This window comes from Serratia sp. BNK-10, from assembly GCF_047456065.1.
Lineage (GTDB): Bacteria > Pseudomonadota > Gammaproteobacteria > Enterobacterales > Enterobacteriaceae > Serratia > Serratia ureilytica.
Window position 1 is genome coordinate 4,787,430 of record NZ_CP179894.1, and the last position, 13,312, is coordinate 4,800,741.

A 13,312-nucleotide genomic window follows, 5' to 3' on the forward strand; every position below is an offset into this window, starting at 1 on the left:
ATGAGGGCGCCGAATGGCGCCCTGTCGTTATGCGGTGTGTCCCTGATGCTGCATCCGGTTGGACAACGGCCACCAGCACAGCAGGATCAGCACAGCCATCGCGAACATCAGCAAGCCGAGGCTGAACTGCCCGGTTTGCGGCAGCATGGCGGAAAGCCAGGTCGCCAGACCGGAGCCCATGTTCTGCATGCCGCCCACCAACGCGCCCGCCGCGCCGGCCAGATAGGGGAACGGCTCCATCGCCCCGGTGGTCGCCAGCGGGAACAGCATGCCGGCGCCGAAGAAGAACAATGCAGCCGGCACGATCAGCGTCCAGATGTTCATTACGCCGAACCAGCCCGGGATCCACATCATCGCTCCCGCCAGCAGGCAGCTAATCACCGAATGCCACATCAGCGTATGGAAGGTCTTGCCGTCGCGCCCGGCGTACCAGGCGCCGAAAAACGCCGCCGGGATCGGCAGAATGAACAGGATGCTGACGGTCAGGCCGCTCAGCCCCAACACACCGCCCATCAACACGCCGCAGCTGGCTTCAAATACCGCAATCCCCGCCAGCGCGCCGATCAGCATCACCAGATAGCAACTGAAGGTGCTGTCGCTCAGCAGCTGGCGGAAACTAGCCAGCATGCGGCGTTTTTCTGTCTGGACCGGACGGGTCTCCGGCAGCCAGCGGAACATCGCGAAGGCGACGCAGGCGCACAGCGCCAGCAGGAAGGCGTAACAGGCTCGCCAGCCGAACACCATCGCCAGCGCGCCGCCGATCACCGGCGCCAGCAGCGGGCTGACCAAAATCCCCATATTCAGCAGGCTGTTGGCATAGCGCAGCGCGGTGCCGGCATACAGATCGCGCGGCATGGTGCGCGCCATCACGCCCGCCACGCCGGTGCCCATGCCCTGGATGGCGCTGGCGGCGACCAGCATCGTCAGGTTGGTCGACAGCAGCGCGCCCAGCGCCCCCACCAGGAAGATCATCATGCCGGTCAGGATCACCGGACGACGCCCGATACGATCCGATATCGGCCCGTAAATCAGCTGGGAGAAACCGTAGGTCAGCAAATACGCCGCCATCACCCGCTGCACGGCGCCGGTGCGCACCGACAGATCGTGAGCGATGTCAGCAATAACGGGAACATAAATGGTTTGCGCCATCTGGCCGACGGCGACCAACAGGATAAGCATCACCAGCAGGTGAAAGTTCTCTAGTTTTCTCATTATCTTCGTTAACGTTTCAACTCGTCACAGCGTCCCGGTATGGCCGTTGCAGCAGCCAGAACGGCGAGCAGCCCTCTATGGCGGCATAAGCTAATCAAATCTGATTTTTTTAGCGAGTTTCAGACAAATATTGATCCAGGTCACACTGGCAGCAAACCCGACCAGGCTCGTAAATTAAACTGTACGTCTAACGCTTTGGGGGTAAAAATTAGCGCGTTTGCAGTAGCTGCGCTTTAGCATTTAATCGATAATTATTTTCATCAACTTGAAATAAAATAACACCATAGGGATTTGGTTCATGAAAACACCTGAGCTGATTTTATTGCAGTTAAAGGCTCTCGGCCCGCACTCCGCCAAAATGCTGGCGGAGCGTCTGGACATCACGCCGATGGGCATCCGACAACATCTGCAATCCCTGGAAAAACGTGAGCTGGTTTGTTACGAAGAAGCGCGCAGCAAGGTCGGCCGCCCGACGCGCTACTGGTCGCTGACCGAGCGGGGGCACGCCTACACGGCCGACGATCAGGAGCGACTGCGGGAATCCGCGCTGCAGCTGTTTGGCTGTGCCGGCGTGGAACCGTTGCTCACCGCGCGCGAAGAGCAGCTTTATCTGCGCTATGCCGAAGAGCTGTCCGCCGAGCGCAGCCATCAGGATCGGCTAACCCGCCTGGTTCGCCTGCGGCAACACGACGGTTACATGGCCGAATTGCTCGATCATCCGCACGGTGCGCTGCTGGTGGAAAACCACTGTCCGATCGGCGTGGCCGGTTCCAACTGCAGCAGCCTGTGCAATTCCGAGCTGCAGCTGTTTCACCGCCTGTTCGGCAACGACTACCGGGTAGAGCGCACCGCGCACGCCATTTCCGGCTCACGACATTGTGCTTATTTGATTCGACCACGGGAGCTTTAGAGTATGGCTGAATGGGTAAACGGCAAGGTTACGCAGGTAAAACAATGGACCGACGGGCTGTTCAGCCTGGTGGTCAATGCCCCCATCGATCCTTTCACCGCCGGGCAATTCGCCAAGCTGGCGCTGGAGATCGACGGTGAACGGGTGCAGCGCGCCTACTCCTACGTCAATGCCCCCGATGACGCCAACCTGGAGTTCTATCTGGTCACGGTGCCGGAAGGTAAACTGAGCCCGCGCCTCAATCAGCTGCGGCCGGGATCGGACCTGATGGTGACCAAAGAAGCCGCCGGCTTCTTCGTGCTGGACGAGGTGCCCGACTGCGACACGCTGTGGATGCTGGCGACCGGCACCGCCATCGGCCCCTATTTATCGATTCTGCAGCAAGGCGCCGGCCTCGAGCGCTTTAACAACCTGGTGCTGGTGCACGCCGCGCGTTTTGCGCGCGACCTGAGCTACCTGCCGCTGATGCAGCAACTGCAGCAACGCTACAACGGCAAGCTGCGCATCCAGACCGTCGTCAGCCGTGAAGAGACGCCCGGCTCACTGACCGGCCGCGTGCCGGCGCTGATCGAGGACGGCCTACTGGAAGCGGCGATCGGCTTGACCATCGACGCCGAAACCAGCCACGTGATGCTGTGCGGCAACCCGCAAATGGTGCGAGATACGCAGCAAACGCTGAAAGACCAACGCCAGATGCGCAAGCACCTGCGCCGCAAGCCGGGCCATATCACCAGCGAACACTACTGGTAACCCGGCGGGGATCAGCGGAACTTCACCGGTTCGGCTTCCGGGCCGAACCGATTGTCTCCCGGCGTGCCGACGAAGGCGCCCAAATCGATCATCATCATCACGATAATCAGCGTCGGAATGAAACGCCCGACGCCCCATTGCCAGATCGGTGCCAGCATCTGCCAGTTCCCCGCCGCCAGCATCCACGCCAGGATCAGCAGCAGCGCCCACCAGCCGGCCTTGTTGCGATCGTGCAGGCGCTTGACCAGCACCGCCGCCGTCGGCCACAGCAGCGCCACGATAAAGAAAGCGATGGATTGGATGGCGATCAGCTGATAGTTGGCCAGCGTAAACGCCGCCGCCATCAGCACCAGCCACAGCCCCATCCAGATCCAGAAGTCGCGCCGCCCGATGCGGCCCTTAAAAGAAAAACACCACTGTTGTAACGTCATCGATTCCTGCGCTCTAAGCCTGCCCATATTCTGCGCCGCAGTGTAACATAGGCGCTGCCGGGCCGAGTTTTCCGCCTCGCATAACGCGGCGCGCCGCACAGCTTTCTCGTCAGCGAACCGATAATGGCGTGGGATCTTTGACAAGGCCTGCGGGTTATCGCTTTAATCGGAGCCATCTTTGTCCTTGATGCCATACGCCATGCTGAGAAAAACCCTCGCCATCGCCTGCCTGCTGCAGGCCGCCGCCAGCGCCTGGGCCGAACCGCCCGCCGCCGAAGCGAAACCGACCGCGCCTTACCTGCTGGCCGGCGCGCCGACGTTCGACCTGACGGTGATTAAATTCCGTGAAAAGTACAACCGCGATAACCCGAAGCTGCCGATTGGCGAATTCCGCGCCATTCCCGCCGCCGAAGACGATTCGCCGCTGCTGACGCGCGCCGCCAGTAAACTCAACGAAAACCTGTACGCCTCCACCGCACTGGAGAAAGGTACCGGTAAAATCAAAACGTTGCAGATCACACATCTGCCGCTGCAGCAGGCCAATGAAGAAAAAGCCGCGCGCGCCATCGCCATCAACTACATGGCGGCGCTGATGCGTCAGTTCGAACCGGCGCTGACGGTGGAACAGAGTCAGAACAAGGTGAACAGCCTGCTGGAAAAAGGCAAAGGATCGCGTTTTTACCAACAGCAGGTCGGCGCCATTCGCTATGTCGTCTCGGACAACGGCGATAAAGGGGTCACCTTCGCGGTTGAACCGATTAAGCTGGCGCTTTCCGAGCCGTAACGGCGCGGCATTTAATGACGAAAAGCAAAGCCTTCGCGCTTAATGATCTCTATACTGTTGGGCAGGTAAACTGCCGGTCCGGCAGTTGTCATTTCGACTCTCGCGTTCCCTAGTTGGAGGAAAAAACATGCGTCATCCATTAGTTATGGGTAACTGGAAGCTTAACGGCAGCACCCACATGGTCAACGAACTGATCGCCGGTCTGCGCAATGAGCTGAGCAGCGTTGACGGCTGTGGCGTCGCCATCGCCCCGCCGGTGATGTATCTGGATCAGGCCAAGCACGCGCTGGCCGGCAGCCGCATCGCGCTGGGCGCGCAGAACGTGGACGTTAACCTGTCCGGCGCCTTCACCGGTGAAGTTTCCGCCAACATGCTGAAAGACGTCGGTGCTCAGTACATCATCATCGGCCACTCCGAGCGTCGCACCTACCACAAAGAAAGCGACGAAGTGATCGCCGAGAAATTCGCCGTGCTGAAAGAAGCCGGTCTGATTCCGGTGCTGTGCATCGGTGAAACCGAAGCAGAAAACGCAGCGGGAAAAACCGAAGAAGTGTGCGCGCGCCAGATCGACGCCGTACTGAAAACGCTGGGCGCACCGGCGATGAAAGGCACCGTGATCGCCTATGAGCCGGTCTGGGCCATCGGTACCGGCAAATCCGCCACCCCTGCGCAAGCGCAGGCCGTGCACAAATTTATCCGCGATCACATCGCCAAACACGATGCCGCGGTCGCCGCTGAAATCATCATCCAGTACGGCGGTTCGGTGAACGACAAGAACGCCGCAGAGCTGTTCTCCCAGCCGGACATCGACGGCGCGCTGGTGGGCGGCGCCTCGCTGAAAGCCGACGCTTTCGCCGTGATCGTCAAGGCCGCTGCCGCAGCGAAAAAAGCCTGATTGTCTTAGGCTTGTCATAAAAAAACCCCGGCTTGCCGGGGTTTTTTATTGCCGCTCGAACGGGATCAGCGTTTGCTTATCTCGTCGAAGACGCCGCCGGTGGCGAAATGCACCTTCTGCGCTTCGGTCCAACCGCCGAAGGTGTCATCCACGGTGAACAGCTTCAGCTGCGGGAACTGGCCGGCGAACTTGGCCGCCACCGCCGCATCGCGCGGGCGATAATAGTGCTGCGCCGCGATAGTCTGCCCTTCCGGCGAATACAGATACTTCAGGTAGGCGGTCGCCACGTCGCGGGTGCCGCGTTTATCGACCACCTTATCCACCACCGACACCGTCGGTTCGGCCAGAATCGATTCGCTCGGGGTGATTATCTCGAACTTGTCTTTGCCCAGCTCTTTCTCCGCCAGCAGCGCTTCGTTTTCCCAGGCGATCAGCACGTCGCCGATGCCGCGCTCAACGAAGGTGTTGGTCGAGCCGCGCGCGCCGGAATCCAGCACTTCTACGTTCTTGTACAGGTCTTTGACGAACGCCTGCGCCTTGGCCTTATCATTGTTGTTGTGATGCAACGCGTAGCCCCAGGCGGCGAGGTAGTTCCAGCGGGCGCCGCCGGAGGTTTTCGGATTCGGGGTGATCACCGACACGCCCGGCTTGATCAAGTCAGGCCAGTCATGAATTTGTTTCGGGTTGCCTTTGCGCACCAGGAAGACGATGGTCGACGTGTAAGGCGCCGAGTTGTCCGGCAGGCGTTTTATCCAGTCTTTCTCAATGCGCCCGCGTTCGGCGATAGCGTCAACGTCATAGGCCAACGCCAGCGTCACCACGTCGGCCTCGATGCCGTTGATCACCGAAGTCGCCTGTTTGCCGGAGCCGCCGTGCGACTGACGCACCGTCACCTTGTCGCCGGTTTCCGCCTGGTAGTGCTTGCTGAATGCCGTGTTGTAAGCCTGATAGAACTCACGCGTCGGATCGTATGACACGTTCAGCAACTGAATATCCTTCGCCATGGCGCCGGACGCCAACAGCACCAATGTCAGACCAACACCCCATTTACGCATCGACAGGCTCTCCCAGAAAATTAACGCAACCTCAATCGGTTGATTTAGCATCAGAGCCTGCCAGAAACTTTCCCGGCAATTAAAGAATAAAAAATTTTGGGCTAGATTATTCTGGAATATGTCGCCGGTGAGCATAAAAAAGCCCCCGCAAGCGGAGGCTTTCAGCGCGCGGTGAGCGGCGAATCAGTACAGCTTTTTCGCCGTTTCCAGCCAGTCGCCCTTGAACGGACGCTTCATGTTTTCGATCGCGTCGATGATGTCGTGATGCACCATCTTTTCGTTCTGGATACCGACGCAGCGGCCGCCGTAACCCTGCAGCAGCAGTTCGATGGCGTAGGCGCCCATGCGCGAGGCCAGGATGCGGTCATAGGCGACCGGTGAACCGCCGCGTTGAATGTGGCCCAGCACGGTAGCGCGGGTTTCACGCTTGGTTTCCTGTTCGATGTGGCGCGCCAGCTCATCGATATCGCAGATGTGCTCGGTGATCGCCACGATGGCGTGCTTTTTGCCCTTGGCGATACCGGCCTTGATTTCGCACACCAGATCTTCGCGATTGAATTCGATTTCAGGCAGCACGATGAATTCGCAGCCGCCGGCAATCGCCGCCGCCAGTGTCAGATCGCCGCAGTAACGGCCCATCACTTCCACGATAGAAATGCGCTGGTGCGACGAGGAGGTATCGCGCAGGCGGTCGATCGCTTCCACCACGGTTTCCAGCGCGGTGAAGTAACCGATGGTGTAGTCGGTACCGGCGACATCGTTATCGATGGTGCCTGGCAGGCCGATGCACGGGAAGCCTTCTTCCGTCAGGCGTTTGGCGCCCATGTAGGAACCGTCGCCGCCGATCACCACCAGCGCGTCGATACCGCGATTCTTCAGGTTTTCAATCGCCTTGGCGCGCACGTTTTCATCCCTGAATTCCGGGAAGCGGGCAGAGCCGAGGAAGGTGCCGCCGCGATTGATCATGTCGGACACGCTATAGCGGTCCAACTGCTCCATGCGATCTTCGTACAAGCCAAGGTAGCCATCGTAAATACCAAAAACTTCCAGACCTTCTGAAAGCGCAGAACGCACAACGCCGCGGATTGCAGCGTTCATACCCGGCGAATCACCGCCGCTCGTCAGTACACCGATTTTCTTGATCATGACTACCTCTGAACTGTGTAGATGCAATTTCTTAAGAATTCTGTCTCCGCCGATCGTCTTGAAACCTCTCCGGCTGCAGAAAACCAGCTTTACGGCTTATTGCTGGATATTATATCAAAAACACCCAGCTGAATTGATTCAAGTCACGCAATATAACGGTTAAAACACCGCATGGCACGCTGAGCTAACTCAGATATTCATGATAATACGTTGCGCTATGCCTCTATATGATTATAGCTCCCAATGCCCCTGCCTACCCGGCGGCACCACGGAGCACGGATCCAGGTGAATGATGACGTCCGCCCCCGCAAAACGTTGCCGCAGGGCTTGTTCCACCTGATCGGCCAACCGGTGCGCCTCGCGCAGCGGCAGCGTGTCCTCCATCTCCAGATGCAGCTGGATGAAACGCGTCGGCCCCGACTGACGCGTGCGCAGATCGTGTGCGCCTTTCACGCCGGGCCAGGAGGAAACCACGGCGATAATCGCCTGGCGCTCGTCATCCGGCAACGCCCGATCCAACAGCGACTGCACCGCTTCATAGCCCATGCGCAACGCGCTATAGAGGATGTAAACGCCGATGCCCAGCGCGAACAACGCATCCGCCCGTTGGAAGCCGTACCAGCTTAGCCCAAGAGCGATAAGAATAGCACCATTCATCATGACATCTGACTGATAATGCAGCATATCTGCGCGTACGGCCTGACTGCGCGTTTTTCTGACCACCCAGCGTTGATAGGTGACCAGAATCAGCGTGCTGACCAACGCGATCACCGTCACCACGACCCCGACGCCGGGATCGCGCAGCGTTTGCGGCGCATACAGGTGCTGGAAGCCGGTGAGGAACAAAAACAGGGCGGAGCCGGAAATAAACATGCTTTGCGCCAGCGCCGCCAGCGATTCCGCTTTGCCGTGGCCGAAGGTGTGCTCGGCATCGGCCGGCTGCAGCGAATAGCGCACCACCAGAAGGTTGGTCAGCGAGGCGGCGATATCGACCAACGAATCCACCAGCGCCGCCAACAGGCTGACCGAACCGGTGTGGTACCAGGCGACGATTTTAATCAACAGCAGCGACGACGCCAGCGCGGTTGCGGCCAACGCGGCGGACTTTACCAGGCGAGCATAGCGCTGTTCCATAAGGGGCCCCGGCCAAAAGGTGTGGCGCTCAATATAGCGAAATGTCGGATAAAAAAAACCCCGCCATCATGGCGGGGAAGACAGGGATGGTGTCTATGGCAAGGAAAAACAGGGGACTACTCAGTCGTACTTCACTTCTGGGCAGAAGCTTGCTGCAAACCAGAAATTTGTTGCTCCATCTGCTGCATGCGCTGCTGATGTTTCTGGTCTAAAACACTTTTTTGCTCTGGCGTCAGCAGGTTATACATTTGGTTGCGCACCCGGGCCATTTCGACCTGGCGCTTGACCTGCTGTTGGGCCATCTTTTCCGCCTGGGCGTACACGGCGGCTTCGTCAAATTTCTCTGCGGTCACCAGTTTATGCATGGCTTCCATTTCAGCTACATTGACACCAGGCAGATCGTGCCGGGCCTGGCGCATCAAATCGCGCATTTGCTGGCGCTGCTGTTCGCTGAGGCTGACACCGTCGAACATATGGTGCTGGCCGGGTATTCGGGTCATCGCGTCGTTGCCGGGAGGTTGGGCTGTGTCCGGTATAGTGTCGGCAGCGAAGGCAGCGGTCGAACCAATTGCCAGCAGTGATGCCATAACTAATGCGGTCACCTTACGCATTTCAACTCCTCAAGCTTTCTCACTTTGCGAATCAACGAGGAGCAGTGTACCGCCACACCTGAAAACCTGCGTCAGTGCATGTAAAACTACGTAAAGTCATGGAATGGCAACAGTTGATGACGTATTTTGCGTCTGGAGGTAAATCCTAATGAACAAGATTCTGTTAGTTGACGACGACCGCGAGTTGACCTCGCTGTTAAAAGAACTGCTTGAAATGGAAGGTTTTAATATCGTCGTCGCGCACGATGGCGAGCAGGCGTTGTCGCTGCTGGACAGCTCCGTCGATCTGCTGCTGCTCGACATCATGATGCCGAAGAAAAACGGCATCGATACGCTGAAAGAACTGCGCCAACATCACCAAACGCCGGTCATCATGCTGACCGCGCGCGGCAGCGAGCTGGACCGCGTGCTGGGCCTGGAGCTGGGCGCCGATGATTACCTGCCGAAACCCTTCAACGATCGCGAGCTGGTCGCGCGCATCCGCGCCATTCTGCGCCGTTCCAACTGGAGCGAACAGCAGCAACAGGTCGACAGCGGCGCCCCGACGCTGGATGTCGATGGCCTGCAGCTGAACCCCGGCCGCCAGGAGGCCAGCTTCGACGGCCAGGTGCTGGATCTGACCGGCACCGAGTTCACCCTGCTGTATCTGCTGGCGCAGCATCTCGGCCAGGTGGTGTCGCGCGAACTGCTGAGCCAGGAAGTGCTGGGCAAACGCCTGACTCCGTTCGATCGCGCCATCGACATGCACATCTCCAACCTGCGGCGTAAGCTGCCGGATCGCAAAGACGGGCATCCGTGGTTCAAAACCCTGCGCGGGCGTGGTTATTTGATGGTATCTGCAACATGATCAACAGTTTGACGGCACGCATCTTCGCCATTTTCTGGTTTACGTTAGCCCTGGTGCTAATGCTGGTGCTGATGGTGCCCAAGCTCGACTCCCGCCAAATGACCTCGCTGCTCGACAGCGAGCAGCGGCAGGGGTTGATGCTGGAACAGCACGTCGAGGCCGAGCTGCAAAACGATCCGGCCAACGATCTGATGTGGTGGCGCCGCCTGTTCCGCGCCATCGACAAATGGGCGCCGCCGGGCCAACGCCTGCTGCTGGTCACCAGCGAAGGCCGGGTGATCGGCGCGCAGCGCAACGAAATGCAGATCGTCCGCAACTTCATCGGCCAATCCGATAACTCGGATCATCCGAAGAAGAAAAAATACGGCCGCGTCGAGCTGGTCGGGCCGTTCGCGGTGCGCGACGGCGAAGACAACTACCAGCTGTACCTGATCCGTCCCGCCAACAGCCCGCAATCCGATTTCATCAACCTGATGTTCGACCGGCCGCTGCTGCTGCTGATCGTCACCATGCTGATCAGCGCCCCGCTGCTGCTGTGGCTGGCCTGGAGCCTGGCGAAGCCGGCGCGCAAGCTGAAGAACGCCGCCGATGACGTGGCGCGCGGCAACCTGAAGCAGCATCCGGAGCTGGAGGCCGGTCCGCAGGAGTTCCTGGCTACCGGCGCCAGCTTCAACCAAATGGTCAGCGCGCTGGAGCGCATGATGAACGCGCAGCAGCGGCTGATCTCGGACATCTCGCACGAGCTGCGCACGCCGCTGACTCGCCTGCAGTTGGCCACCGCGCTGATGCGCCGCCGCCACGGCGAAGGCCACGAACTGGCGCGCATCGAAACCGAAGCACAGCGGCTGGATTCGATGATCAACGATCTGCTGGCGCTGTCGCGCGGGCAGCAGAAGGGCGAGCTGGCGCGCGAGCAGCTGAAGGCCAACGAACTGTGGGCCGACGTGCTGGACAACGCCCGTTTCGAAGCGGAACAGATGGGCAAGCAGCTGGAGATCGCTGCGCCGCCCGGTCCGTGGACGCTGTTCGGCAACGCGAGCGCGCTGGACAGCGCGTTGGAAAACATCGTGCGCAACGCCCTGCGTTATTCGCACACCCGCATCGCCGTGGCGTTCAGCGCCGACAATCAGGGCGTGACCATCCAGGTTGACGACGACGGCCCCGGCGTCAGCGCCGAAGATCGCGAGCAGATTTTCCGCCCGTTCTACCGCACCGATGAGGCGCGCGACCGTGAGTCCGGCGGCACCGGCCTTGGCCTGGCGATCGTCGAGGCGGCGGTCAATCAGCATCGCGGCTGGGTGAAGGCCGAAGACAGCCCGCTTGGCGGTCTGCGGCTGGTGCTGTGGCTGCCGCTGCATCATCAACGCCTATCGTCTAAGACAGAACAGTAAGAGTTTGCTATCCTGCGCCCCTCGTTCACGAGGGGCCTGCAACATGCTGAACATCGTTTTATTTGAACCCGAAATTCCACCCAATACCGGCAATATCATTCGCCTGTGCGCCAATACCGGCTTTAATCTGCATCTGATCGAACCGCTGGGTTTTCCGTGGGACGACAAGCGTCTGCGCCGCGCCGGGCTGGATTACCATGAGTTCACCCGCGTCCACCGTCATGCCGACTACGCCGCTTTTCTCGCCGCCGAGGATCCGCAACGGCTGTTTGCTCTCACGACCAAAGGCACGCCGGCGCACAGCGCCGTCAGCTATCAGGCCGGCGACTACCTGCTGTTCGGCCCGGAAACGCGCGGGTTGCCCGCCGACATCCTCGATGCGCTGCCCGCGCAGCAAAAAATCCGCATCCCGATGCAGGCGCAAAGCCGCAGCATGAACCTGTCGAATGCCGTCGCGGTGGTGGTTTATGAAGCCTGGCGGCAGCTGGACTATGCCGGCGCGCTGATCAAGGCGTAATCCGCAACGACGCGCCATACTGAAGGAGGCATCGTTGCGATGCTCTCTCCAGGAACGGCACATGGCTTTCGTCGAGGATATTGTCACCCCGCTTCGCCGGCTCGAGTCGGCGCTGAACGAGGCGCTACAGCGGCTGCAACAGGCGCCGGACAGCGAAGCGCTGCACGATTTGCGCGTCAGTCTGCGCCGTATCCGCAGCCTGCTGCGCCCGTTGCACGGTTGCCCCGGCGCAACGCGGCTCGATCGGGCCGCCGCCCAGTTGGGCAGGCTCACGACGCCGCTGCGCGATCTCGAGGTGCTGATCGCCGAACTGGCGCACCATCATCTGGATTGGCAGGCCAACGTGCGCCAGAGCGATTTTCAGGCCCGCTGCCGCCAACTGCTCGCCAACCCGCAGCTCATCAGCTTCCCTTCGCTATTGCACGCCTGGCCGCACCGCTTTCGCCGCACCGCGCAACGCGCCGCCAAACACCGTGTGAACCGACGCCTGCAGCGCCAGCAGCGGCAATTGCGCCGGGCATTGGCTGATACCGGCTACGATCGCCACCGTCTTCGGCTGCTGGTTAAACGCCTGCGTTACGCGGCCGAAGCCTACCCGCAACGCCTTCCCCTTTCTCCCGCCGCGATGACGAGCCTGAAAGCGGCGCAAAATGCCCTCGGTGATTGGCACGACCGGGAGGTTTGGTGCCTGCAAGCCGAACATCAGGCGGATCTCTGGCCATTGTTGCCACAGTGGCAAGCTGAGCTACGCCTGACGCTGGCCAGAGCGGATGCCTCACTCGCCGCCTTATCACCGGCGCTGGCGACAAAAACCGGCGGCGCATCACGATCCTGAAAAAAGGCCGCGACAGGGCACGCCCGGCCCCGAAAATGCCCGCTACGCCGCAGATAATGCGCTATGTTTTGTAAGGGTAATCACCACTCATCATAGGAAACCACATGAAAAAACAACGCTTGAGCGTTGCCATGGCCGTTCTGGCAGCGGGCCTGTTGCTGGCGGGCTGTTCGTCCAAAGTCACCCAAACGTCGCAATATTCGGGCTTCTTGTCCGATTACAGCAAACTGCAGGAAACCACCTCGCCCAGCGGTCATAAAACGCTGCGCTGGGTAGATCCGAGTTACAAGGAATCCAACTATCGCGGCATCTATTTCCAACCGGTGGTCTATTTCCCGGCGGAGAAACCCACGGCGCGCGTCAGCCAGGACACGTTGAACAAGATTAAGGCCTACGCGACCCAGCGGATCAAAACCGCGCTGCAGAACCGCTTTACCATTCTGCCAAGCCCGGCGGGCTCGCGCGTGCTGGTGGCCAAACTCGCCATCACCGCCGTTTCGGCCGAAAACGAAGACATGAAGTTCTATGAGGTGGTGCCGGTTGCTGCGGTGGTTGCCAGCACCATGGCGGCTACCGGGCACCGGACGCAAAATACCGCGCTGTATATCGAAGGCGAGTTGATCGACCAGGATACCGGTAAAACGGTGATGGAAGTGGTGCGCAAGGCCTACGGTAAAACCGTCAACAACGACAGCACGCCGGTCACGGCGGATGACGTCAAGGCGGCGATCGACGATATCGTTACCGATATCACCCAGTTCCCGAAACAGGGCTGACCGCCGCTTGAAAAACAC

The 13,312-nt window shown here is 59.9% G+C and carries 15 protein-coding genes; 9 read left to right on the forward strand and 6 right to left on the reverse strand.

The annotated features are described in order from the left end of the window. Positions 1–27 precede the first annotated feature (27 nt). Complete coding sequence (gene emrD / locus ACMGG9_RS22975) at positions 28–1,212, reverse strand: multidrug efflux MFS transporter EmrD (RefSeq protein WP_033645209.1); 1,185 nt, start codon at positions 1,210–1,212, stop codon at positions 28–30. 298 nt (positions 1,213–1,510) lie between these two features. On the opposite strand from emrD, the gene ACMGG9_RS22980 reads away from it, so the two are divergent. Beyond that, positions 1,511–2,122: a helix-turn-helix transcriptional regulator gene (locus ACMGG9_RS22980; protein ID WP_170853168.1), complete on the forward strand. Its 612-nt coding sequence runs from the start codon at positions 1,511–1,513 to the stop codon at positions 2,120–2,122. Between the two features lie 3 nt (positions 2,123–2,125). Beyond that, positions 2,126–2,872 (forward strand): ferredoxin--NADP(+) reductase, encoded by a 747-nt coding sequence (gene fpr / locus ACMGG9_RS22985; protein WP_414161745.1) that lies wholly within the window; start codon positions 2,126–2,128, stop codon positions 2,870–2,872. Between the two features lie 11 nt (positions 2,873–2,883). On the opposite strand, the gene ACMGG9_RS22990 is transcribed toward fpr, so the two are convergent. Further along, complete coding sequence (locus tag ACMGG9_RS22990) at positions 2,884–3,303, reverse strand: DUF805 domain-containing protein (RefSeq protein ID WP_016929710.1); 420 nt, start codon at positions 3,301–3,303, stop codon at positions 2,884–2,886. A gap of 199 nt (positions 3,304–3,502) precedes the next feature. Here ACMGG9_RS22990 and ACMGG9_RS22995 point away from each other — a divergent pair, with 199 nt between their 5' ends. Together ACMGG9_RS22995 and tpiA are read left to right on the forward strand one after the other, a co-directional pair. Continuing rightward, positions 3,503–4,087: a DUF1454 family protein gene (locus tag ACMGG9_RS22995; protein WP_033645207.1), complete on the forward strand. Its 585-nt coding sequence runs from the start codon at positions 3,503–3,505 to the stop codon at positions 4,085–4,087. Positions 4,088–4,214: 127 nt separating this feature from the next. Next, on the forward strand, positions 4,215–4,982 hold the full coding sequence (gene tpiA / locus ACMGG9_RS23000; RefSeq protein ID WP_004931113.1) for a triose-phosphate isomerase: 768 nt from the start codon (positions 4,215–4,217) through the stop codon (positions 4,980–4,982). Positions 4,983–5,047: 65 nt separating this feature from the next. Here tpiA and ACMGG9_RS23005 read toward each other — a convergent pair whose 3' ends face one another. From ACMGG9_RS23005 to cpxP, 4 genes are all read right to left on the reverse strand, one after another. Beyond that, a complete protein-coding gene (locus ACMGG9_RS23005) occupies positions 5,048–6,037 on the reverse strand; it encodes a sulfate ABC transporter substrate-binding protein (protein ID WP_033645235.1) in 990 nt (329 codons plus the stop codon). A gap of 183 nt (positions 6,038–6,220) precedes the next feature. After that, a complete protein-coding gene (pfkA, locus tag ACMGG9_RS23010; protein ID WP_004931116.1) occupies positions 6,221–7,183 on the reverse strand; it encodes a 6-phosphofructokinase in 963 nt (320 codons plus the stop codon). A gap of 231 nt (positions 7,184–7,414) precedes the next feature. Further along, complete coding sequence (gene fieF / locus ACMGG9_RS23015; protein WP_033631333.1) at positions 7,415–8,317, reverse strand: CDF family cation-efflux transporter FieF; 903 nt, start codon at positions 8,315–8,317, stop codon at positions 7,415–7,417. Positions 8,318–8,448: 131 nt separating this feature from the next. Further along, complete coding sequence (cpxP, locus tag ACMGG9_RS23020) at positions 8,449–8,928, reverse strand: cell-envelope stress modulator CpxP (RefSeq protein ID WP_004931122.1); 480 nt, start codon at positions 8,926–8,928, stop codon at positions 8,449–8,451. Between the two features lie 148 nt (positions 8,929–9,076). Between cpxP and cpxR the strand changes: the two genes are divergently transcribed. The 5 genes from cpxR (at position 9,077) to ACMGG9_RS23045 (ending at position 13,294) form a co-directional block, all read left to right on the forward strand. Next, positions 9,077–9,775, forward strand: coding sequence for an envelope stress response regulator transcription factor CpxR (cpxR, locus tag ACMGG9_RS23025; RefSeq protein ID WP_004931124.1), 699 nt, complete (start codon positions 9,077–9,079; stop codon positions 9,773–9,775). Then, the gene (gene cpxA / locus ACMGG9_RS23030; RefSeq protein ID WP_015379421.1) at positions 9,772–11,166 is read left to right on the forward strand and encodes an envelope stress sensor histidine kinase CpxA; all 1,395 of its coding nucleotides are present in this window, start codon (positions 9,772–9,774) and stop codon (positions 11,164–11,166) included. Before cpxR ends, cpxA begins: the two co-directional genes overlap by 4 nt. A 43-nt stretch (positions 11,167–11,209) precedes the next feature. Next, positions 11,210–11,683: a tRNA (uridine(34)/cytosine(34)/5-carboxymethylaminomethyluridine(34)-2'-O)-methyltransferase TrmL gene (trmL, locus tag ACMGG9_RS23035; RefSeq protein WP_033645205.1), complete on the forward strand. Its 474-nt coding sequence runs from the start codon at positions 11,210–11,212 to the stop codon at positions 11,681–11,683. 61 nt (positions 11,684–11,744) lie between these two features. Beyond that, positions 11,745–12,518 carry a CHAD domain-containing protein gene (locus tag ACMGG9_RS23040; RefSeq protein WP_414161746.1) on the forward strand — a complete coding sequence of 258 codons (774 nt, stop codon included), beginning with the start codon at positions 11,745–11,747 and terminating at the stop codon, positions 12,516–12,518. A 104-nt stretch (positions 12,519–12,622) separates the two neighbouring features. After that, on the forward strand, positions 12,623–13,294 hold the full coding sequence (locus tag ACMGG9_RS23045; protein ID WP_033645203.1) for a DUF3313 domain-containing protein: 672 nt from the start codon (positions 12,623–12,625) through the stop codon (positions 13,292–13,294). Positions 13,295–13,312 lie beyond the last annotated feature (18 nt).

Coding starts and splice junctions, on each gene's coding strand:
- ACMGG9_RS23045 (WP_033645203.1), top strand. CDS start 12,623: ATGAAAAAACAACGCTTGAGCGTTGCCATGGCCGTTCTGGCAGCGGGC.
- fieF (WP_033631333.1), bottom strand. CDS start 8,317: ATGGAACAGCGCTATGCTCGCCTGGTAAAGTCCGCCGCGTTGGCCGCA.
- ACMGG9_RS23005 (WP_033645235.1), bottom strand. CDS start 6,037: ATGCGTAAATGGGGTGTTGGTCTGACATTGGTGCTGTTGGCGTCCGGC.
- ACMGG9_RS22990 (WP_016929710.1), bottom strand. CDS start 3,303: ATGACGTTACAACAGTGGTGTTTTTCTTTTAAGGGCCGCATCGGGCGG.
- fpr (WP_414161745.1), top strand. CDS start 2,126: ATGGCTGAATGGGTAAACGGCAAGGTTACGCAGGTAAAACAATGGACC.
- ACMGG9_RS23040 (WP_414161746.1), top strand. CDS start 11,745: ATGGCTTTCGTCGAGGATATTGTCACCCCGCTTCGCCGGCTCGAGTCG.
- pfkA (WP_004931116.1), bottom strand. CDS start 7,183: ATGATCAAGAAAATCGGTGTACTGACGAGCGGCGGTGATTCGCCGGGT.
- ACMGG9_RS22995 (WP_033645207.1), top strand. CDS start 3,503: ATGCTGAGAAAAACCCTCGCCATCGCCTGCCTGCTGCAGGCCGCCGCC.
- cpxP (WP_004931122.1), bottom strand. CDS start 8,928: ATGCGTAAGGTGACCGCATTAGTTATGGCATCACTGCTGGCAATTGGT.
- cpxR (WP_004931124.1), top strand. CDS start 9,077: ATGAACAAGATTCTGTTAGTTGACGACGACCGCGAGTTGACCTCGCTG.
- emrD (WP_033645209.1), bottom strand. CDS start 1,212: ATGAGAAAACTAGAGAACTTTCACCTGCTGGTGATGCTTATCCTGTTG.
- ACMGG9_RS22980 (WP_170853168.1), top strand. CDS start 1,511: ATGAAAACACCTGAGCTGATTTTATTGCAGTTAAAGGCTCTCGGCCCG.
- tpiA (WP_004931113.1), top strand. CDS start 4,215: ATGCGTCATCCATTAGTTATGGGTAACTGGAAGCTTAACGGCAGCACC.
- trmL (WP_033645205.1), top strand. CDS start 11,210: ATGCTGAACATCGTTTTATTTGAACCCGAAATTCCACCCAATACCGGC.
- cpxA (WP_015379421.1), top strand. CDS start 9,772: ATGATCAACAGTTTGACGGCACGCATCTTCGCCATTTTCTGGTTTACG.